The sequence below is a fragment of the Nocardia sp. NPDC051321 genome (assembly GCF_044455225.1).
Lineage (GTDB): Bacteria > Actinomycetota > Actinomycetes > Mycobacteriales > Mycobacteriaceae > Nocardia.
This window is the reverse complement of the sequence record NZ_JBITEM010000027.1, coordinates 40,011-58,964: the sequence shown is the minus strand read 5'-3', so window position 1 is coordinate 58,964 and position 18,954 is coordinate 40,011. Positions and strand designations below refer to the sequence as shown.

General features: G+C 64.4%; 18 protein-coding genes, 1 tRNA gene and 1 pseudogene. 12 read left to right on the top strand and 8 right to left on the bottom strand.

Annotation, left to right across the window (positions count from 1 at the left end; all coding sequences use genetic code 11):
- Window positions 1-143: 143 nt before the first annotated feature.
- Window positions 144-1,556, bottom strand: coding sequence for an FhaA domain-containing protein (locus tag ACIA8C_RS41745; RefSeq protein WP_397144820.1), 1,413 nt, complete (start codon window positions 1,554-1,556; stop codon window positions 144-146).
- A gap of 227 nt (window positions 1,557-1,783) precedes the next feature.
- Here ACIA8C_RS41745 and ACIA8C_RS41740 point away from each other — a divergent pair.
- Window positions 1,784-1,869, top strand: a tRNA-Leu gene (locus tag ACIA8C_RS41740).
- Between the two features lie 584 nt (window positions 1,870-2,453).
- On the opposite strand, the gene ACIA8C_RS41735 is transcribed toward ACIA8C_RS41740, so the two are convergent.
- On the bottom strand, window positions 2,454-2,852 hold the full coding sequence (locus ACIA8C_RS41735; protein WP_397144818.1) for a hypothetical protein: 399 nt from the start codon (window positions 2,850-2,852) through the stop codon (window positions 2,454-2,456).
- Window positions 2,853-2,930: 78 nt separating this feature from the next.
- Entirely contained in the window at window positions 2,931-3,737 is an 807-nt protein-coding gene (locus ACIA8C_RS41730; RefSeq protein WP_397144816.1) for an alpha/beta fold hydrolase, read from the bottom strand.
- Window positions 3,738-3,918: 181 nt separating this feature from the next.
- On the opposite strand from ACIA8C_RS41730, the gene ACIA8C_RS41725 reads away from it, so the two are divergent.
- Window positions 3,919-4,071, top strand: coding sequence for a hypothetical protein (locus ACIA8C_RS41725; RefSeq protein WP_397144814.1), 153 nt, complete (start codon window positions 3,919-3,921; stop codon window positions 4,069-4,071).
- Between the two features lie 213 nt (window positions 4,072-4,284).
- On the opposite strand, the gene ACIA8C_RS41720 is transcribed toward ACIA8C_RS41725, so the two are convergent.
- Together ACIA8C_RS41720 and ACIA8C_RS41715 are read right to left on the bottom strand one after the other, a co-directional pair.
- On the bottom strand, window positions 4,285-4,860 hold the full coding sequence (locus ACIA8C_RS41720) for a M48 family metalloprotease (protein WP_397144812.1): 576 nt from the start codon (window positions 4,858-4,860) through the stop codon (window positions 4,285-4,287).
- Window positions 4,860-5,267, bottom strand: coding sequence for a MerR family DNA-binding protein (locus ACIA8C_RS41715; protein WP_397144810.1), 408 nt, complete (start codon window positions 5,265-5,267; stop codon window positions 4,860-4,862). The genes ACIA8C_RS41720 and ACIA8C_RS41715 overlap by 1 nt, the downstream gene beginning before the upstream one ends.
- A gap of 250 nt (window positions 5,268-5,517) precedes the next feature.
- Here ACIA8C_RS41715 and ACIA8C_RS41710 point away from each other — a divergent pair, with 250 nt between their 5' ends.
- The 3 genes from ACIA8C_RS41710 to ACIA8C_RS41700 all read left to right on the top strand — a co-directional run bounded on the left by ACIA8C_RS41710 (window position 5,518) and on the right by ACIA8C_RS41700 (window position 9,760).
- On the top strand, window positions 5,518-7,527 hold the full coding sequence (locus ACIA8C_RS41710) for an APC family permease (RefSeq protein ID WP_397144808.1): 2,010 nt from the start codon (window positions 5,518-5,520) through the stop codon (window positions 7,525-7,527).
- A 423-nt stretch (window positions 7,528-7,950) separates the two neighbouring features.
- A complete protein-coding gene (locus ACIA8C_RS41705) occupies window positions 7,951-9,255 on the top strand; it encodes an amino acid permease (protein ID WP_397144806.1) in 1,305 nt (434 codons plus the stop codon).
- A gap of 169 nt (window positions 9,256-9,424) precedes the next feature.
- Window positions 9,425-9,760 carry an ArsR/SmtB family transcription factor gene (locus tag ACIA8C_RS41700; protein WP_397144804.1) on the top strand — a complete coding sequence of 112 codons (336 nt, stop codon included), beginning with the start codon at window positions 9,425-9,427 and terminating at the stop codon, window positions 9,758-9,760.
- 436 nt (window positions 9,761-10,196) lie between these two features.
- On the opposite strand, the pseudogene ACIA8C_RS41695 reads toward ACIA8C_RS41700, so the two are convergent.
- Together ACIA8C_RS41695 and ACIA8C_RS41690 are read right to left on the bottom strand one after the other, a co-directional pair.
- Window positions 10,197-10,959, bottom strand: a pseudogene (locus tag ACIA8C_RS41695) (ABC transporter permease).
- Window positions 10,956-11,774, bottom strand: a complete 819-nt coding sequence (locus ACIA8C_RS41690) for an ABC transporter ATP-binding protein (protein WP_397144802.1) — start codon at window positions 11,772-11,774, stop codon at window positions 10,956-10,958. The pseudogene ACIA8C_RS41695 and the gene ACIA8C_RS41690 overlap by 4 nt, the downstream one beginning before the upstream one ends.
- A gap of 298 nt (window positions 11,775-12,072) precedes the next feature.
- Between ACIA8C_RS41690 and ACIA8C_RS41685 the strand changes: the two genes are divergently transcribed.
- From ACIA8C_RS41685 to ACIA8C_RS41655, 7 genes are all read left to right on the top strand, one after another.
- Window positions 12,073-12,207, top strand: coding sequence for a hypothetical protein (locus ACIA8C_RS41685; protein ID WP_397144801.1), 135 nt, complete (start codon window positions 12,073-12,075; stop codon window positions 12,205-12,207).
- A 148-nt stretch (window positions 12,208-12,355) separates the two neighbouring features.
- Entirely contained in the window at window positions 12,356-13,174 is an 819-nt protein-coding gene (locus ACIA8C_RS41680; protein WP_397144799.1) for an SDR family NAD(P)-dependent oxidoreductase, read from the top strand.
- A gap of 27 nt (window positions 13,175-13,201) precedes the next feature.
- Window positions 13,202-13,279: a 50S ribosomal protein bL37 gene (locus ACIA8C_RS41675; RefSeq protein ID WP_397144855.1), complete on the top strand. Its 78-nt coding sequence runs from the start codon at window positions 13,202-13,204 to the stop codon at window positions 13,277-13,279.
- Window positions 13,280-13,516: 237 nt separating this feature from the next.
- Window positions 13,517-13,756: a hypothetical protein gene (locus ACIA8C_RS41670; RefSeq protein ID WP_397144797.1), complete on the top strand. Its 240-nt coding sequence runs from the start codon at window positions 13,517-13,519 to the stop codon at window positions 13,754-13,756.
- A complete protein-coding gene (locus tag ACIA8C_RS41665) occupies window positions 13,737-14,606 on the top strand; it encodes a tyrosine-type recombinase/integrase (protein WP_397144795.1) in 870 nt (289 codons plus the stop codon). The genes ACIA8C_RS41670 and ACIA8C_RS41665 overlap by 20 nt, the downstream gene beginning before the upstream one ends.
- Window positions 14,607-15,239: 633 nt before the next feature.
- Window positions 15,240-15,659 (top strand): hypothetical protein, encoded by a 420-nt coding sequence (locus tag ACIA8C_RS41660; protein ID WP_397144793.1) that lies wholly within the window; start codon window positions 15,240-15,242, stop codon window positions 15,657-15,659.
- A 561-nt stretch (window positions 15,660-16,220) separates the two neighbouring features.
- Window positions 16,221-17,630, top strand: coding sequence for a lipase family protein (locus tag ACIA8C_RS41655; protein ID WP_397144791.1), 1,410 nt, complete (start codon window positions 16,221-16,223; stop codon window positions 17,628-17,630).
- A gap of 132 nt (window positions 17,631-17,762) precedes the next feature.
- On the opposite strand, the gene ACIA8C_RS41650 is transcribed toward ACIA8C_RS41655, so the two are convergent.
- Window positions 17,763-18,953: an NADH:flavin oxidoreductase gene (locus tag ACIA8C_RS41650; protein ID WP_397144789.1), complete on the bottom strand. Its 1,191-nt coding sequence runs from the start codon at window positions 18,951-18,953 to the stop codon at window positions 17,763-17,765.
- Window position 18,954: the final 1 nt, after the last annotated feature.

Here is an 18,954-nt window from a genome sequence, read left to right as displayed (position 1 = left end):
CCAGCATGCTGGTCTTGCCGACCCCGGTTCCGGTGCCGTGCGTGTGTTGGCAGCATCATAGGGCCGTAGGTCGACTTCGATCACGATACGACCGACGAATCCTTGATGGCCAAGTCGTGACCTGCATCGCGCAGCTTACGGGATCAGACGATACGGATCAGGATCTCGGAGTGCCCGGCGCGGATCACATCCCCGTCGGCGAGCTGCCAGTCTTGCACGGGCGAACCGTTGACCAGCGTGCCGTTGGTGGAACCCAGATCCGAAAGCATCGCGGTCTGCCCATCCCAGCGGACCTCGATGTGCCTGCGCGAGACGCCGGTATCGGGCAGCCGGAAATGCGCGTCCTGGCCGCGGCCGATGATGTTGCTGCCCTCCCGCAACTGGTACGTGCGGCCGCTGCCGTCGTCGAGCTGAAGAGTCGCCGAGTAGCCCGAGCCGGCCTGCGGGGCAGCCGGATACGCGGGCGCGGCGCCATAGCCCTGCGGCGCGCCGTAACCGGGCTGCTGCGAGTAGGCCTGGCCGTAACCGCCCTGGTCATCCTGGCCGTAGGCGCCGGGTTCCGCGTAAGTCTGGTCGCCGTAACCGGGCTCGGCGTACCCCTGCTGGCCGTAGCCGGGCTGGGCGTAGCCCTGGCCTTGCTGGCCGTAAGCCGGGTCCGCGTACGCCTGATCGCCATAACCTTGCTGGCCATAGCCCTGCTGCTGGCCGTAGCCCGGCTCCTGGTAGCCCGGCTGGCCATACGCGGCAGGCTCCTGATAGCCCGGCTGACCGTACGCGGGCTCCTGGTAACCCGGCTGACCGTACGCGGCAGGCTCCTGATAGCCCGCCTGGCCGTAGCCACGATCGGCATAGCCCTGCTGCTGGCCGTAGCCCGGCTCCTGATAGCCCGGCTGGCCGTACGCCTGGCCACCCTGCTGGTAGTCGTAGCCGTTCTGGTAATCGCCGTAACCCTGACCGTCGGGCGCCGCGCCGCGCGCGTAGTCCTCGCGGTACGCGCCGTTCTGCGCGCCGCCACGACCGGCAGGCGGTGGGGCGTACCCGCGGTTGCGTGGATCGGACTCCGCGGGCTCACGGCTCGGGTCATAGCCTGAGTTCTGCGTCATGGGGCCAGCTCCTGGTTGCGGGTTTGCAGGTCGTTGTGGCGTGGGTCCAGGGCTTGGAGCTGGTAAAGCTCCGCGACCGACGTCCGGGTCGACCCGGCCGCTAGCCCTGAACTGTCCGGTGTGCAGCGTAGGGGATGCCTCGAACGCCACGTGTACTTCGCCGTAGGTCTGCCAGCCTTGCTCGCGGATGTAATCCTGCAGGTGTTTGGCGAACGCGCGGGTGGTGAGGTCGTGATCGGCGTCCAACTGCTGGTGATCGGAAGAATTGATAGTGATCACATAACTGTTGGGCGCCAACAGGTGTCCGCCATCCAGCTCCTGAACATGATCGGCGGCCTCACGTTGCAGCGCCGCCTCCACCTCCTGGGGAACGACGCTGCCGCCGAACACCCTGGCGAACACATCACCGACGGCGCCCTGTAGACGACGCTCGAACCGTGAAACGATGCCCATCTCGGCCTCCCTTCGGTGAGCGTCTCTTCTGCTGATTCGTAACAACGACACACGTGTATGGCGTGTCGCGTATCGAGCACGGTCATTGCATGATATCCACGATCGTCCACACCTGTAACTCTTGGAAAGATCAGCGGGTTCCCGCGCTTGTCCAGCCCCCGCGTCACGGCCCCCCACGGGCGATTTCGTGCTGACCCGAGGTGCGTGATACTGTCTCCGAGTCGCTCGGGCGAGTGGCGGAATGGCAGACGCGCTGGCTTCAGGTGCCAGTGTCCTTCGGGACGTGGGGGTTCAAGTCCCCCTTCGCCCACCATGTGATGCACGAAAGCCGCAGGCCAGAGTATATTTTTCTGATCGGCGGCTTTCTTCGTCAACGGGATTTTGTTGACCGGGATGTTGACACGGATGTTTGTTGACGTGTCTTGGTGTTGACTGGTGTGTCGGCGTTGGCTGCGGGGAAAGGGTCCCCTTTCGGTTTGTCGTGCGTTGCTTCCCCCTGTGTGGCAGTGGTTTTGGTAGCCGCAACCGGTGTGGCCGGATTGAGGGAGAAGGGGGACTCGGGTGTGGGGAGAAGGGGGTTCGGAATCACTCCCTTCTCCCCCTACCTCCTGGGAGCGGGTGGAGCGCTGTCCGTCGAGTTTGTGCTGAGCGTATTTGTGCTGGTCAGAGTATGCGACAGAGATATTGTCAATGCTCGTGGATCGCTGATCTTCCGGCAGCCTCCGTATCTGCCCGTGGTGGCGGTGTTTTTGGTGTCGACGGGCAGTGGTGTTGGTCTGTTCCTCAGCCAAGAGTCCCGGCAAACAGTAGGCCCGCACGAAATTGCACCGTGTCCATGCGACGAGCGTGCGGGACCGGACAAGGCATGAGCCCCGTCCGGTCCCGGCCCTGGTTCCATCAGGCGGCGTCGAGCGCTGCGGTGATCTTGCGGGTCATGTCGGTCATGGTGGGGCTGGGCTGGGCGTGGTTGGCCCGGGCGGCCTCGAGGGCAAGTAGGACGGTGCTGCGGAAGTCCTCGGCCGCTGCCGGAGCCTGTTCGGTGAGCAGGTTCATTGCTGAGGTCAAGGCCGGCAGCACGTGGTCGGCGAGTTCGGCGACGGTTTTGCCGTCCAGCTTCACGGCCTTGGACTTTTCGGCGAGAACATGCCCGACCAGGCCGGTCGCGGAGTACAGGGCGATGCTGCCGTTGGTGGCGATCTTGTGGGGCGAGGGGCTAGCGGCGGCCAGCAGCGAGACCGCGCCGTAGGCGGCGGTGCGCAGGGTGAGCTTGTCGGCGTCGGTGAGGTTGATGGACATGATGATGTACTCCCTTGTGTCAGTTGGTGTTCGAGATTTGGGTTGGTTGTGGTGGCGGGCGCGCCCCGAGGGTTGTCCTCAGTGGCCGGCGGGTGCGACCTCGCGGACCGCGTCGGCGACGGCGTGGAAGTCTTTGCGCAGGATGTGGTCGTGGTTGCTGGCGACCTTGGCGCTGATCCGGATGTGCGGGTTGCGCTCACACACCCCGGCGAGGCTGGCGCGGATCTTTTCCTGCTCATCACCTTTGCTGCCGAACGAGGACCCCGACGCCACCACATACCGCGCCGGCACAGTGATGTCGTCGAGCACCGGGCCCAGTTCGTGGACGCGGGCGAGTTTGCCGAGTTCGATGTTGGACTCGGCCTGTTGTGCGGCGCTCATCCGCGGGGTCAACCCGGTGGGGCGCAGCAGCGCGGTGATCGGGCTGAGCAGCTTGAACAGTTTGCGGATCCGCGCCTCCATGGCGTCGTCGAACCAGTCGTAGGGTTGGGCGCCTTCGACCATGACCGCGCCCAGGCAACGGTCGGGGTTGCGGCTGGCCCAGTGCGAGGCGATGAACGCTCCGTAGGACCAGCCGATCACGATCGCATAGTCCACACCCCGGGCGGCGAGAACGGTATCGACGTCATCGACGCAGGTCGCGAAGGAGTAGTCGGCCGACTTCTGGGATTTGCCGCGGGCGCGCTCGTCGAAGGTGATGTGGCGAAAGCCCGGGCCGAGGTCGGCGATGACCTTCTTCCAGTAGCCCTGGGTGGCGAACTGGCCGTTGCAGTAGACGACGGGGATACCGTTGCCGCCGGTGTCGGTGACGGCCAGGGCCGTGTCGTCGACCGCGACCATGCCGGTCCAGATCGAGGAAGTCGAGGAGTTGCTGTTGTTCGTCATGGGAAGAACTATCGGCGGCCGTCCTTACACCCACCTGCCACCGGCCTGACACGGCCGCTGACACGGGATTTCAACGGCGGTCAGTATGCAGACGACAACAAGAAATTGATCTTCCTCTCCCACCCTGGAGACTGCGATCGGATGGGCGCAGCTGGTCGACAAGCTCGGCACCGCGGATGCGGTGGCGTTGCTCGACTTTCAGCGCGGCAGCACCGCGGCGCCCGCGACAGTGACCGACTGGCTACACACCTACGTCGATCATCTGACCGGTGTCGAGCCGTACACGAAACGTAAGTACCGCGCCTACATCGTCAATGACATCGCCCGTTCATAGACACCTACCCCTGGGAGCACTCACCCAGTTCACCGACGCCGCATGGGTTCGAGCAGCCCGCGCGGGACCTGCGCCGGAATGTGTTCGCTCGTCCTGAGATCGAGCGCCCGGCGATGGGGCGATGACTCTCGATGTCCGGTGTCACGTCTCAGTTTGCCGCGACTGGCGGGGTACGGGAGTCTGGCTGTCGGTTGTCATTTCATTGCGTATCGATCACGGGTAATGAAATGAAATCCGGGTGCGTCTGTCGCGTCTACCGGGTGGGCTCACGCCGACATCGGGTTGCACATCACGACGCCGCTGGCTGCCATCGCGGTGATGAGTAGCGGCCCGGTCGGGATGAGGGCCAGCGTGGCGGCCATGGTCAGCCGCGTGCGCCACTGCTCGGGACGGGCCGGTGGAGTGGCGTGTCGTTCGGCGCGGGCCAGGACGGCGATGTCGGCGGCGGCGAGCCCGCCCGCATCGGTGAGGTTGGTTCCGGCGAGGGCGATGAGTACGTGCAGCAGCGCTCGCGGGCTGTGGGCGCGGGCGGGGTGTTGTCGGCCGACATTTCCAGGAGGCGGGCGATCTCGGTTTCGACGTCCGGGTCAGGGCGAGTCGAGGCAGGGTTGTTGCCAGCGCTCGGATGAGGGTGAGTAGTTGGGGGTGCCGGCCTGCGAGGTGGGCGTGTTCGTGGGCGATGACGGCGTCGAGTTGGGCCGCGTCGAGAGCGCCGAGCGCGGCAGTGGTGACAATGATGGTGTGCGGGCGTCCGGCGACGCAGTAGGCGGCGGGTTCGGGTGCGTCCATCAGGACGATGTCGCGGCCGAGGATCCGGTGGCCGATGATCCGGGCGGCGCGCGTGGAAGCGTGCAGGTGGACACCAGTTCGGTGAGGGACTCTTGCATCCGGCTCAGGTCGAGGATGCGACGTGCGAGTTCGCCTATCCTGGCTTCGGTCAGGGACCGGACCTGGTCGCGGTCCTCGGGGCCGCTGTCGGCCAGGTGCAGGAGTTCATCGATCTCATCGAGGCTGAACCCCAGCTCTTGGGTGCGTTTGACGAACCGCACCACACTGACGGCATCGGTCGGGTACATCCGGTAACCCCCGAGCGATCGAGGCGGGACCTTCAGCAAGCCGCGGTGCTCGTAATAACGCAGCGTCTCCGCGTTCACCCGCAGCCCGCGCGGCAACCTCACCACTTCGCATACGCCCATTCTCAACCCCGTACCGGAGTACGGAGTCAAGGGTGACTCACCAGGGTCCGCAGGTTCGCAAGGTCGAAGGGTAGCTCGTTCATAGGGGCGGCTGCCTCGTAGCGGGACACATCGGATCCGCACAGTAGCGGCGCATTCACTGAACACCCTGTTCTTGACGTGATCTTGTGGATTGCTGCTAGTTTCCTTACGGAATCTCTACGGCGCGGGGTAGTCCGAATTCCGCGAGTCAGCCATAGGCTCGCTTATCGTGGTTTCACCGGTCGACGTGGTCAAGCGTCTTGTTCTCGGGCGCCCGTTTCGTAGTGACCGGCTCGGTGAGACGTTGCTGCCGAAGCGGCTGGCGCTGCCGATCTTTGCCAGTGACCCCTTGTCATCGGTGGCGTATGCGACGCAGGAGGTTCTGCTCATCCTCACCTTGGGTGGGCTCGCCTACATTCATTTGGCGCCGTGGGTCGGGGGCGCTGTCGTTGTCTTGCTCGGCGTCGTGGTCTTGTCCTACCGGCAGGTGGTGCAGGCTTATCCGTCCGGCGGCGGCTCCTATGAGGTGGTCGCGACGAATCTGGGACCGGTCCCGGGTTTGGTGGTGGCTGCCGCGTTGCTGGTCGACTATGTGATGACCGTGGCGGTGTCTGTCGCGGCGGGGGTGGACAACATCATTTCCGCGGTTCCCGATCTGAATACGCATCGGGTCGCGATCAATATCGGGTTCATCGCGTTGCTGACCGCGATGAACCTGCGCGGTGTGCGGGAATCGGGTCGCGCGTTCGCGGTGCCGACGTACGCGTTCGTCGCGGGGGTCATGATGATGGTGGTCATCGGTCTCGGCAAGGCGCTGTTCGGGGACGCGCCGGTCGCCGAAAGCGCCCATTATGAGATCCGCGCCGAGCATGTCGGTCTCAGCACCGCGGCGCTGGCGTTCCTGGTATTGCGGGCGTTCTCCTCGGGATGTACCGCGTTGACCGGTGTCGAGGCGATCTCCAACGGGGTGCCCGCGTTCCGGAAACCCAAGGCGCTCAACGCGGCTCGCACGATGGCGGCGATGGGTATCATCTCGATCGCGATGTTCTCCGGGGTGACCGCGCTGGCCATGATTTCCCACACCCGGGTCACGGAGAACGCGTGTGATCTGGTCGGGTTCCCCGGTGATTGCCAGACCGATTCGCAGCGCACAGTGATCGCGCAGATCGCGGCGGCGGTGTTCGGCGGCAACAACATCGCCTTCTACTACCTCATGGTGATGACCGCGTTGATCCTGATCCTGGCGGCCAACACCGCCTACAACGGGTTCCCGCTACTGAATTCGATCCTGGCGCAGGATCGATACATGCCGCGCCAGCTCCACACGCGCGGTGACCGGTTGGCGTTCTCCAACGGCATCATCCTGCTCGCCGTCATCGCCGGGACGCTGATCTACGCCTTCGACGGCTCGGCGACCAGATTGATCCAGCTCTACATCGTCGGTGTGTTCACCTCGTTCACGTTGTGCCAGGCAGGGATGGTCCGACACTGGAACCGTGAACTCGCCGAGGCCACAACGCCTGCCGAGCGCCTGCGGATCCATCGCGCGCGGGCGATCAACGCGGTCGGCGCGTGCTTCACCGGTGTGGTCCTGGTCGTGGTCATGATCACCAAATTCACCCACGGCGCGTACCTGGTTGTTATCGCGATCCCGGTCCTGGTCGTGCTGATGTATCTGATCCACCGCCACTACACGAGGGTTCGTGCCGAACTCGACATCGAGGACGACGACGAGGAAACACTGCCACCTCGGGTGCACGCGGTAGTGCTGGTATCGGGCTGGACCAAGGCGTCGCGGCGCGCCGTGCAGTTCGCGCGTGCCACTCGCCCGGACACCCTCACCGCGATCACCGCCAACGTGGACGACACCGAAACCCGCCAGCTGAGCCAGGATTGGGAACGCCACAATGTGAGCATTCCGCTGATAGTGGTCGAGTCCCCCTACCGCGAGATCACGCGTCCGGTCCTGGACTACACGAAACGCTTGCGCAAGACAGGACCCCGCGATGTCATCAGTGTCTTCATCCCGGAATACGTCGTCGGCCGATGGTGGGAGAACCTGCTGCACAACCAGAGCTCGCTCAGGTTGAAAGCCCGGCTACTGTTCGAACCGGGCGTGATGGTCACCAGCGTGCCATGGCAGTTGCAGTCCTCGAACCGTCGCGACCTGTCGCGGGACGTGCACAGTCCCGGCGAAATACGAAGGGGTATAACGGGTTCGCGTCCCGACGCCAGGTAGAAAGCCGCTCAGGCCCCACGGTGCGGTGGAACCCTGGTCGGCCAGCATGCCCGACGCAGAGTGGCTGCGAAAGTCCCGCCCGATCCGACGCGCCGGCCCCTTGATGCCCCTGTTGGCCACCCTCGAAGTGGTTGCATTGTTCGATCACGTTGCCTCGCGCGTTGAGATTCGTTACCGACCGCCATGTCAGCGCCTCGAGTCAGTGAGCCACATTCCGGTATCGGGGTGGAGTAGGTTCATGGACTTGGTGCGCCGGGAAGTCTGGTCGGCAACGGATTTGTTGTTGCCACTGGCTGGACGGGGACGGGTATGCCTACTTCGCGTGATGAGACGCTCCCGCCCGTTGACTGTTCGGCATCCACCCGTCTTCGGGGTCTCCTACATTCGCGGCCGGTTCTGTTGGCGGCTTTCGCATTCGCGGTGATGGCCGATCCGGTGTCCTCGGTCGCCTATGCGATCGAGGCCGCGTTGCGGGCCTTGCACGGCGACCTCGGGCTGTTGCTGACCACGATGGGGTCGGTCGTGGCGATCATCGGCGTGATCATCATCAATTACCAGCAATTGGTGGCCCGGTATCCGCAAGGTGGTGGCGCTGCTGCGGCGGCGGGTGAGGCATTCGGTGAAGAATGGGCGTTCATCCCGATCGGTGCGCTGATCGTCGATTTCGTGCTGACCATCGCCATCAGCGCCTCAGCGGGATCCTCCGCCGTGATCGCCTACCTACCGGCCTTGGCCGCGTGGCGGATACCGCTCGCTGTCGGACTGGTGATCCTGGTGGCCGGTATCACCTGGTTCGGGCACCTGGGCCGGACGTTGTTCGCGGTGCTGACGATGTTGTTCATCGCTGTTGGCGTGGTGGTGATCATTGCCGCCTTCACCACCGGTGCGCACGCGACCGACACGGTCGCTTCGCATCCTCCGCACACGCCGGTGTTGGCCGTCGCCTTGGCATTCCCGGTGGCGATGGCGCTGGCCACGGGAGTGGAGGCGCCGTCCTCGGCGATCGCGCAACTGGGGCAACTCGATGATCGAGGGCGACGCCGATTCGGGCGGATCACGTTATGGCTGACCCTCGGTGTCGTCGGTGGCCTGACCCTCGGATTGACTGCTGCTGCTGTGCATCTCGGTGTCGGCGTGCCAGCCTCCGATTCCACGCAACTCGCCGATCTGGCCCAAGTTGCCACCGCGCCTGCGGTGTATGCCTTGTTCCAAGGCGCAACCGCATTGTTGTTGCTGTCGGCGGCTTCGTCGTCGTTTCAAGCCGGCCCGGGGCTACTCAAGGCGCTCGCCCGAGGTGACGACATTGCTGGAGGGCAAACGGGGATCCTGCCGAGGATGCTGGGCCGCACCAACACTCATCACACCCCGTACTGGGGTGTCGTGGTGTTCGCGGTGATCTCGGTTTCGGTGACCGTGGCCGCGGGCGGCCAAGACCAGCGCCTGGTGTTGTTCTACGCCGTCGCGGTGTTCATCAGCTTCCTCACCGGGCTGGTGTCGATGGCTCATTTCTCCTGGCAGGAAGGGGCACGACAATGGTTGGTGCTCAACCTGTTCGGTGCGGTAGTCGTCGCGTTCACCCTCGTGATCAACCTCGCTCGGGGTGAACCGGTGGTGTCGCTGGTTGCCTCTGTGCTGATCGCGGGACTGTTGTTCGGGATGTGGGTGCGCGCCGGGCGGCCCCGCGGTATCGCTCATGCTGTGGTTGAGGCCGAAGCGGTGGAGTCGTGACACCGACGACACGTGTGTGGGGTTGCGATCGACCTGCGCTCCGACGGATCAGCTACGTCGGCGGGCATCGCCGCGTCCTCGCTTGTCTCCAACACGCATGGAGCACAAGTGCTTATAAGTACAAGTGGATGCTTGTGTTAAGGTGGCATTGTTGAATAGAGGAGCGCAGGTGGTAACAGATCCGGTCGATGATCCAGATCCGGCGTTGCGCGCGTTGGCGGACCGAAACCGTCGGGCGATCCTGGGGGTTGTCCGTTCCGGCCCGCGGTCGGTGGGGCAGATCGCCGACGAGGTGGGTCTGTCGCAGCAGGCGACCTCGCATTATCTGGGTGTGTTGCGTGCGGCCGGCCTGGTCAGTAGTGCGCGGGCGGGGACACGGCACCTGTTCACGGTGAACACCGACGGACTTGCGGCGGTGCGGTCGTACCTGGATGGATTCTGGCCCTCCAAACTCGCAGCGTTGAAGGCGGCCGTCGAATCCCGGAAGGGCACGGCTGATGGCTGAGCACGCGGCGTCGATCGAGATCGAGGCCGAGCCGGCCCGGAATCGGAAACAATGAGGGTCCAACCTCCGCCGACGGCCAAGAATCCCGCGGGCTGCGTCTCCAGTACGACCCCGCCGACATTGCCGCCAAGGGCGGGTCTGATCGAGACCACCTGAATCTTGTCGGACAAGGAGAACAGCATGAACGTACCGGATTTTGTTCCGTCCCTGGAGAATCTGATCGTGATGGGCCACGACTGGGGTGGGCCTACCGTTCGAGCAGTGGGTCGTTCACGTGCGCTGGTGTGTGCTGGGTGAATCCCCCGGGTATGTCGGGAGACCAGTGGCATGTAGCGCACTGACAGGTTCCGTAGTGTCTTCCGTCGTGCATGAGGTTGGGAGACAACATGATTCGTAGGCGCAACCAGGCTGAACGTGGGAGTGATCAACCGGTGCCCTAGGAGATCTTTCGGCGGTAAATGGTCATGGCGAAGTAGTAGGCGACGATGAGGATGCCGGCGCACCAGGCGAGGCCGATCCAGATGTCGCTGCCGACCGGCTGCTGGGCGAACAGGTCGCGCATGGCGTTGACGATGGACGTCGCCGGTTGATGTTCGGCGAAGGCGCGCACCGGTCCGGGCATGGTGTCGGTGGGCACAAAGGCCGAGCTGAGGAACGGCAGGAAGATGAGCGGGTAGGCGAAGGCGCTCGCGCCGTCCACGGACTTCGCGGTGAGGCCGGGGATGACGGCGATCCAGGTCAAGGCCAGGGTGACCAGGAGCAGCATGCCGGTCACCGCGAGCCACGCCAAAACTCCTGCGCTGGAACGGAACCCCATCAGCAGCGCGACGAGCACGACGACCACGATCGAGATCATATTGGCTACCATCGAGGTCAGCACGTGCGCCCACAGCACCGAGGACCGCGCGATCGGCATGGACTGGAATCGTTCGAAGATGCCACCCTGCATATCCCCGAAGAGCCGAAATGCGGTGTAGGGAGATGCCCGAAGCGATCGTGATGAGCAGGATGCCGGGCAGCAGGTAGTTCACATACTTATCCGATCCCGACTCGATCGCGCCGCCGAACACGTAGACGAACAGCAGCATGAAGGCGATCGGCATGATTGCGGTGGTGATGATGGTGTCCGGGCTGCGTGCGATGTGGCGCAGCGATCGCCCCAGCAGATAGCCGGTGTCACCGAAGAATTGCGTGGTCATCGTTGCTCCTTACTCGTCGGTGCCGGCGCTGCGGCATTGCCGGTGTCGCCGTCGGCACCGACGAGGACGAGGAAGACTTCCTCGAGGGTCGGCTGCTTCTCGACGTACTCGACCTTGGCCGGTGGGAGAAGTTGTTTGAGTTCGGCGAGGGTGCCGTTCACGATGATCCGGCCCCGGTGCAGGATCGCGATCCGATCGGCGAGTTGTTCGGCCTCGTCCAGATACTGTGTTGTGAGCAGCACCGTGGTGCCGTGCGCGGCGAGTTTCTTGACGGCCTTCCACACCTCGATGCGGGCCTGTGGGTCGAGCCCAGTGGTCGGCTCATCGAGGAAGATGACCGGCGGATTCCCGATCAGGCTCATCGCGATGTCGAGGCGGCGACGCATGCCACCCGAATACGTCGATACTTTTCGCTTGGCCGCGTCGGTCAGCTGAAAACACTCGAGCAGCTCATCCACGACCGAACTCGGGTTATCGATGCGCCGCAGGTGCGCGATCAGCACAAGATTCTCACGCCCGCTGAGGATTTCGTCGACGGCGGCGAACTGACCGGTGAGACTGAAGGACTCGCGCACCTGCGCCGGTTGCGTGGCGACGCCGAAGCCGTTGACCTCGGCCGTGCCCGCGTCTGCTTTGAGCAGTGTGGACAGGATCTTCACGACCGTGGTCTTACCCGCCCCATTGGAGCCGAGCAGAGCGAAAATGCTGCCCCGCGCCACGTCGAAATCCACGCCACGCAGTACCTGCAGGTCCTTGTAGGACTTCTCCAGACCCTGCACGCGGATCGCAGGCACCTGAACCTGAATGGCTGTCATGTGGATATCCGTTCTCTCTGCGTTACGGATGGCAGGAATTCACTCATGGCCATCCCCCATCTCGCGGCAGTACGTGTTTGGTACAGCTCGAAAGCAGAACAGTCTCACTATAAGTAGATGTATACGTAGATGCAAGGCGGGATTTGTGTGGCTGTTCGGAGGTCCGATCTCCTCCCGGTCAGCCGACGCGGAGATCGAATCACCCCGCCTCGGCACGAAGGATGGGCACCTGTCAGAAATCCGTCAAAGCGCACCCGGAAGCCTTGCCCCGGGATGCGTGATCGGTTGATATCGCAGTATGACTGCAGCCGTCGGCCCGTACCGCGCCATGCGCGCGGTAGCCGACGTTGCCCGGCACCGCGTCGAGCGTATGCCGTCCGTCCTGGAGCTCTTCGGCTTCGGGAGTGAGGACGAGCCGCCGAGTCCGGCCTAACCGGTCCGTCAAATCCGTTACCGTGCAGTCGATCTGCGCTGTGCGCTGTCGCCGCTGTGCGTGCGACGTTCCACACCACTGCCGCGACCCGCTTTCCCGCGTGGCTGCCGTTTTCGGCGTCGGCCGCGCGCACCCTGATCGGAGAACTATGTCCGCAAGCTCGTCCGACACCCGTACCGTCCTAGTGACCGGGGCCGAGCACCGCCTCGGCTTCGCGACCGCGGAGCGGGTGATCGCCGATGGCGACACCGTCATCGCGCACATTCTGGACAAGAACCGCGCCGACGAAACGCTGCAGCGCCTGCAGGCCGCTGCGCGTCCCGGGCAGGTACGCATGGTGCACGCGGACTTTGCGCGTCTGGCCGAGGTCGACGAGCTCGGCCGCACCCTGACCGCGGAGCTTTCCGGCCTGGACGCACTGATCAACACCGCGTCCATCCCCGCACCGCAGCGGCGCACCCACACCGAGGACGGGCACGAATTGACCTTCCAGGTGGACTATCTCGCGCCGCAGCGACTCATCATGGCGCTGGCCCCCGCACTCGCCGCGGCGAAGGGCCGGGTGATCACCGTGACGTCGCGGCTGCATCTGGGCGGCAGCATCGTCTACTCGGACCTGGACCGTAAACGCGGGATCTACACGCCGCTCGCGATCTATGCACAGGCCAAACTGGCGCTGACCATGTTCAGTCGCTCGCTGGCCGAGACCGGGCCGACGGGGCTGACCTCGATCAGCGTGCACCCCACCGACTTCGAGATCGACGTTCCGCAGCTGCGCAGCCACCGCAGCGCGCCGCTCGACACCGCCGCGGACCTGCTGGTCGCCCTGAGCGCCCCGGGCACTCCGGTCGTGAACGGCGGCTACTACGAAGGCAGGGAACAGGTGAATGCCGCTGCGCTGGTGCGTAATTCGCGCGCACGTGCCCGGCTGGGTGCGTGGAGCAATCAACTCGCGCACACAGCCTGAACTTCGATACCCCAGTAGGAGGCATGCATGTCCAAACGCGCGAGTAAGAAGCGGGCCCGTCGGAAGAAGAAGGCAAACCACGGCAAAAGGCCCAACCAGCGCTGACCGACCTCCGGCACAGGAGCCGCCGCGGTACCCGTCGTGGTCCGCGGCGGCTTCGTCGTTTCGGCTTGTCCCACACAACGGCCCTGCTGCCGTGGTGATCTAGGACTTCTGCGGATTGGTGGACAGGAATTGTCCCGACTATCTGGAGGTTCCTTGATGCCGACTCCTCGTCCGCGTGTGCGTCGTGATGGCACGGTCGTGTGGCAGGTCCCAATCCGTATCGCCCGTGATGGGCGTGTGGCGCAGAGTTCGAAATCGTTTCCCACTCTGGAGGCTGCGATCGGATGGGCGCAGCTGGTCGACAAGCTCGGCCCAGCGGATGCGGTGGCGTTGCTCGACTTTCAGCGCGGCAGCACCGCGGCGCCGGCGACAGTGACCGACTGGCTGCACGCCTACGTCGATCATCTGATCGGTGTCGAGCCGTACACGAAACGTAAGTACCGCGCCTACATCGTCAATGACATCGCCCGTTCATAGACACCTACCCCTGGGAGCAGTCACCCAGTTCACCGACGCCGCATGGGTGTTGTGGCCGGAGGAGAAGGGCAACAGCGGCAAGACCATCGCCAACAAGCACGGTTTCTTCGCTGCGGCGATGGCTGCGGCGGCGCGGGTGCGGCCGAGGCCGTTGATCGCCTATAACCCGTGTATCGGCACCCGGTTGCCGCGTCATGACACCCCGGAGATGGTGTTCTTCGAACCTGCCGAGTACGAGCTGTTCCTGGGAGCGATGCCCGAGCGGTGGCATGTGCAGGCCGAGTTTTCCTTGGCGTCGATGGCTCGCCCCAGCGAAATCGGTGCTCTGACCGTGGGAGACGTCAACCGGGACACCGGCGCGGTGCGGATCAACAAGGCGTTCAAGTACACCGGCACAGGGTGGAGGTTGGGACCACCGAAAACCAGGCGTGGTGTGCGGACGGTGAACGTGCCGTTCGAGACGATCGAGTTGTTGGATCTGGACCGGTCGTATGACGAGTTGTTGTTCCACACCCGGCGCGGCACCCCGATCCGTGCTGCGTACTTCTATCAAGAAGCTTTCCTGCCCGCGCTGCGCGAGCTGGTGCGGGTCGATGACGAAGGCAATGTTGTGGCGGATCGGTTGGGCGGTAAGCGGCCGAGTCCGTACACGTTGCGCCATACCGGGATCAGTTGGCGGTTGTTGGGTGGTGTGCCGATGTTCGTGGTGTCCCGCGATGCCGGGCACGACTCCTACGACACGACCGACAAACGGTATGGGCATCTGGACCGCACCGCCAGTGCTGCCGCGGCGCAAGTCGTTGCTGCGAAGATACCGCGACTGAACGACACGCCCGACCCGGCGGGGTAGTTGTCGGGCCTGGTTGGCCGATTAGATGTCGGCCAACCGGGCGAGGACCCGAACCGGACCGTTTCGATGGCTACCGAAGGCGCTGCAGACGGAGATGGCGGGCTGGCTCTCGGGGCGACACGCCGAGGGGATCCCCTCGGTGGGGGATGTTGACCGGGTCAACACTACGGCGTTACGGTAGTCGTCGTCAGCGTGCCGAAGTCACGTGAAACGCACGATATTGCACCGAAATGCACGTGTGAGCAGGGAAACCGGAAGTTCAAGTCCCCCTTCGCCCACTCCACTCGTGGGAGGCCCATGCTCATGTAGAGCATGGGCCTTTCTCGTTTCGTCATTCTTGTGAGGGCGCTGCCCCCACGCCCCGCTCGGAGGGGCTTCGCCCCCGAACCCCCGATGCCTGTAAAGCCCATGTGTGGGTTGGGTCTCTGATGGCTACGGCGTGGGGGGTGTGGCTACCTCTTGTGGCTATGGGTACCGCGTTTCGAATGTGCGCTAGCGACATGATCAAACGACAGTTCGTCAGCGCCACGAGCGTGTCAAGCACCGAATTTCATCGGCTTGGGCCGGGGTTCTGGTGTGGCATGCTGGCACGGTCAATAGTCGGGAAATCCATTGCGGAAGAAGGTTTTTAGTGTGACTGTCTCGAACCGGACAGGTCTCGTGGTCGCGGCGCTCGGCGCAGTAACGTGCGCGGTGGTGCTCGGCGCGCCTCAGGCCGGTGCCGCGGTTACCGGCCTCGAGATCGTGCCGAACGCAGCGGGCTGCTCCTACATCATCACCGCGACCGCGCAGCCGGGTACCGCGGTGTCGTTCTTCGAGGTTGATGCCAATGGTGTCGGCACCCGGGACAGCTTCCAGCCGGATACGCCGTCGGTCGACGCCTCCGGGAAGGCGACTACCACCTGGAAGCCGGGCACGAAGGGACAGCACAAGATCCTCGCGCAGGAGTATCCGACCGCCGACGCCACCTTCACCGAGATGGTCAATGTCGACATGAACCCCTCCTGCGGCAAGCCGTCGACCGGCAGCGCGGGTATCCCGGGTCTCGGCTGATCCGAAAGCCCGGCACCTTCGCCCACTCACTCGTGGAAAGCCCATGCTCATGTAGAGCATGGGCTTTTCTCGTTTCGTCATCCTTGTGGGCCGCTGCCGCCACGCCCCGCTCGGCGGGGCTTCATTGGGGTTGAGGCATATCCACAAGCTGTGTATAGCTATCGATATCCACAAGGTGTGTACAACGTGAAATCCGCCCAGTGGGGGTTATTTTCGGGGATTTGTGGTTCGTGTACATTGCTGTTCTCAGTTATTGAAACGGCGTCGATTCACGCTGGTGGGGGTGTTATCACATCGGACATTTCGGGCCGGGGGCGGGGTGGAAAGGTCTCGGGCGGAAGTTAATTGGGGATAGGTCAGGGCGGTGTTGCTGGTGGTGGGAGGGATTTAAATCGGTTCTTCCTCGCGTTTCGCGTTGGATTATTCAAATGTTCATCTACGATTGCGGCGGCTCACACCGGAGTGGTCACTTCGCTAATGCCTGCATTCGTCAGGGATTTGGTGCCGCCGCTCCCGGTCAACAGCTTGTCATGCACCTTTCCCTCAGCTGAAGGATCAGGTATGAACATGTTCAAAACTCGGCACCGCCGATATGGGCGGGCAACGATGTTGGCCGCGGGTGCCGCGGCCATGATTCAAGTGGCGGCTGTCGGCTTCGCCGCGGCTTGTCCGTGCGCCTCGGATGACTATGTCCCGATTCAGCCCGCCCTGACTCCGCCGGCAATGCCTGCCGAAGATCAGGTGTTTCTCAACCCGCCGCGCGATGTGGTCGCGGCCAAGCAGCCGGGCGAGATCATCGCCGCCCGCGAAGTGCATCCCGCGTTCCAGTCGATCATTCAGCCCGACGTCGACGCGTGGCAGCTGTCGTACCGTTCGAACAACAGCCGGGACGAGCCGATCGCCGCGGTGACCACGGTCATGAAGCCGCGCGGCAAGGCCCCGACGAACCTGGTGTCGGTACAGATCCCGGAGGACGCGGTCGCGGCACACTGCGCGCCGTCGTACACCAGTCAGATGCTGGCGCTGCCGCCGAACTACGCGGGCACGATGGGCCCCAACTTCATGCTCCCGATGGCCCTTTACGCGGTCACCAAGGGCTGGGGCGTCTCCATCCCCGACCACGAAGGCCTGCTCTCCGCCTTCGCCGCGGGCCCGCTGGCTGGCCGGATCACCCTCGACGGCATCCGGGCGGCGGAGAACTTCAAGCCGATGGAGCTGCATCAGGGCCGCGACACCAAGGTCGGCCTGTGGGGTGACTCGGGCGGCTCGATCCCGACGATGCACGCCGCCGAACAGCGCGCCACCTACGCGCCGGATGTGAACGTGGCCGGCGTCGTCTCCGGTTCCACCGCGTCGGACCTGCGCGACCTGGTCGACTACCAGAACAACGGCCCTGCCGCGGGCACGGTGTTCGCGGGCATCATCGGCCTGAGTCGCGAATACCCGGAATTGCAGACCTACCTGGATCAGCACATGAACCCGCTGGGTCAGGGCCTGCGGACCGTGCACAGCAATGTGTGCCAGGGCTGGGAGGTATCGAGTTTCCCCAACCTGAACATCAAGGGACTGTTCGACACCCCGGACCTGACGCGTGAGCCGCTCCCGAGCAAGATTCTGGATCAGGTCAAGCTGGGAAATGCGGTTCCGGACCGCCCGACGTATATCTTCCAGTCGATGGGTGACTGGATTATGCCCGCCTACGCGACCGACCGACTGGTGGACAACTACTGCCAGAACGATGGGCAAATCACCTACCGGCGCATCCAAATCGGTGAGTCCTATTCACAAGCCTTCCTTTCCGTGCCGGGAACGTATCAGTGGCTGCAGGAGCGGTTCGACGGTGTTCCGATCGGCGGCGGCTGCAATAGGCAAGATGTCGTGGCAATCGCAAAGGACGATTCGCCCGAGATGAACGAGTGGGTGTCGATCGTCGGTCCGGAGTTGACCGCGGCCGCAGCCAAGCCTGCCTAATAGTTCGACGGCTGGCGTGGTCGGTGCCAGGCTGACGAAGCCCGGCCAGGCACCGTAGTCCGCATTGCCGAGCAATGGGGATACCGCACCGAAAGAAGGCCCGGTCCATTGCGGACCGGGCCTTCTCGCTGGCTAAATCGTTGCTGCCGAATCGGATACCGGAGAAGTCAACACACAATGCGTGCCCCGATAGATAGTCGGCATACACCGATTGCAGTGTGTACACAGCGACTCGGTCGCCGTCTCGGCCCGTAGGCGATTGACCAATTCCGGATCGTGCAGCAGCGCGCGAGCCATCGCGACGAACTCGAAGCCGTGCGACATCGCGGTGTCGATCGCGGCCCGCGAGGCGATGCCGCCGAGCAGCACCAGCGGCAGGCCGAGCTCGGAGCGGAAGCGCAGCGCGTCGTCGAGCAGGTAGGTCTCGCGATACGGGTAGGTGCGCAGGAATCGACGGCCCGCCAGTCGAATGCCCCAGCGCTGCGGCGGCGGGAACTGGTCGGCGAACTCGCGCAGCGGCACGTCGCCGCGGAACAGGTACATCGGATTGCGCAGCGAACTGCCGACGGTGAGTTCGAGCGCGTCGAGGTTGCCGTCCTGCGCGAGCCACCGTGCGACGGACAGGCTTTCGTCGCCGCCGAACCCGCCACGCACCCCGTCGTCCATGTTGAACTTCGCCAGCACCGCGATCTCACCGCCGACCTCCTGGCGCACCGCGTCGGCGGTCTGCCTGGCCAGCTTCGCGCGGTTGACCAGGGTTTCGCCGTACTCGTCCGAGCGCTTGTTCAGCGCGGGGCTGAGGAACGAGCTGATCAGATAGTTGTGCCCGAAATGCAGTTCGACGGCGTCGAACCCGGATTCCACCGCCAAGCGGGCGGCTCGCGCGTGCGCGGTGATGATCCGCCGGATGTCGGCGGCGGTCGCCGCCTTGGTGAGCCGCAGGCTGATCGGACTGAACTGCCTGCTTGGCGCGAGCGCCGGTGCGCGATTGGAGGCCGCGTTCGCAACTGGGCCAGCGTGGCCCAACTGCGCCGACACCGCGCCGCCTTCGCCGTGCACCGCGTCGGTGAGCCGCCGCAACCCCGGCACCGCCTCGGGACGCATCCAGATCTGATGCCGGTCGGTTCTTCCTTCGGGCGCGACCGCGCAGTAGGCGACGGTGGTCAGCCCTGCGCCGCCGGCCGCGACCCGGCGATGGAAGTCGACGAGCTCGTCGGTGACCAGGGCGTCCGGCGTGCGCCCCTCGAATGTCGCGGCCTTGATGATGCGGTTGCGCAGCTGCACCGGCCCGAGCCTGGCCGGTTGGAACGCGTCGTTCGGCATC

What these genes read in the sequence shown, in the direction of transcription:
- ACIA8C_RS41745 (WP_397144820.1), bottom strand. Translation starts at nt 1,556, where the DNA reads ATGGGCATCGTTTCACGGTTCGAGCGTCGTCTACAGGGCGCCGTCGGT.
- ACIA8C_RS41735 (WP_397144818.1), bottom strand. Translation starts at nt 2,852, where the DNA reads ATGTCCATCAACCTCACCGACGCCGACAAGCTCACCCTGCGCACCGCC.
- ACIA8C_RS41730 (WP_397144816.1), bottom strand. Translation starts at nt 3,737, where the DNA reads ATGACGAACAACAGCAACTCCTCGACTTCCTCGATCTGGACCGGCATG.
- ACIA8C_RS41720 (WP_397144812.1), bottom strand. Translation starts at nt 4,860, where the DNA reads ATGGACGCACCCGAACCCGCCGCCTACTGCGTCGCCGGACGCCCGCAC.
- ACIA8C_RS41715 (WP_397144810.1), bottom strand. Translation starts at nt 5,267, where the DNA reads ATGGGCGTATGCGAAGTGGTGAGGTTGCCGCGCGGGCTGCGGGTGAAC.
- ACIA8C_RS41705 (WP_397144806.1), top strand. Translation starts at nt 7,951, where the DNA reads ATGGCCGATCCGGTGTCCTCGGTCGCCTATGCGATCGAGGCCGCGTTG.
- ACIA8C_RS41690 (WP_397144802.1), bottom strand. Translation starts at nt 11,774, where the DNA reads ATGACAGCCATTCAGGTTCAGGTGCCTGCGATCCGCGTGCAGGGTCTG.
- ACIA8C_RS41685 (WP_397144801.1), top strand. Translation starts at nt 12,073, where the DNA reads ATGACTGCAGCCGTCGGCCCGTACCGCGCCATGCGCGCGGTAGCCGAC.
- ACIA8C_RS41680 (WP_397144799.1), top strand. Translation starts at nt 12,356, where the DNA reads ATGTCCGCAAGCTCGTCCGACACCCGTACCGTCCTAGTGACCGGGGCC.
- ACIA8C_RS41675 (WP_397144855.1), top strand. Translation starts at nt 13,202, where the DNA reads ATGTCCAAACGCGCGAGTAAGAAGCGGGCCCGTCGGAAGAAGAAGGCA.
- ACIA8C_RS41665 (WP_397144795.1), top strand. Translation starts at nt 13,737, where the DNA reads ATGACATCGCCCGTTCATAGACACCTACCCCTGGGAGCAGTCACCCAG.
- ACIA8C_RS41655 (WP_397144791.1), top strand. Translation starts at nt 16,221, where the DNA reads ATGAACATGTTCAAAACTCGGCACCGCCGATATGGGCGGGCAACGATG.
- ACIA8C_RS41650 (WP_397144789.1), bottom strand. Translation starts at nt 18,953, where the DNA reads ATGCCGAACGACGCGTTCCAACCGGCCAGGCTCGGGCCGGTGCAGCTG.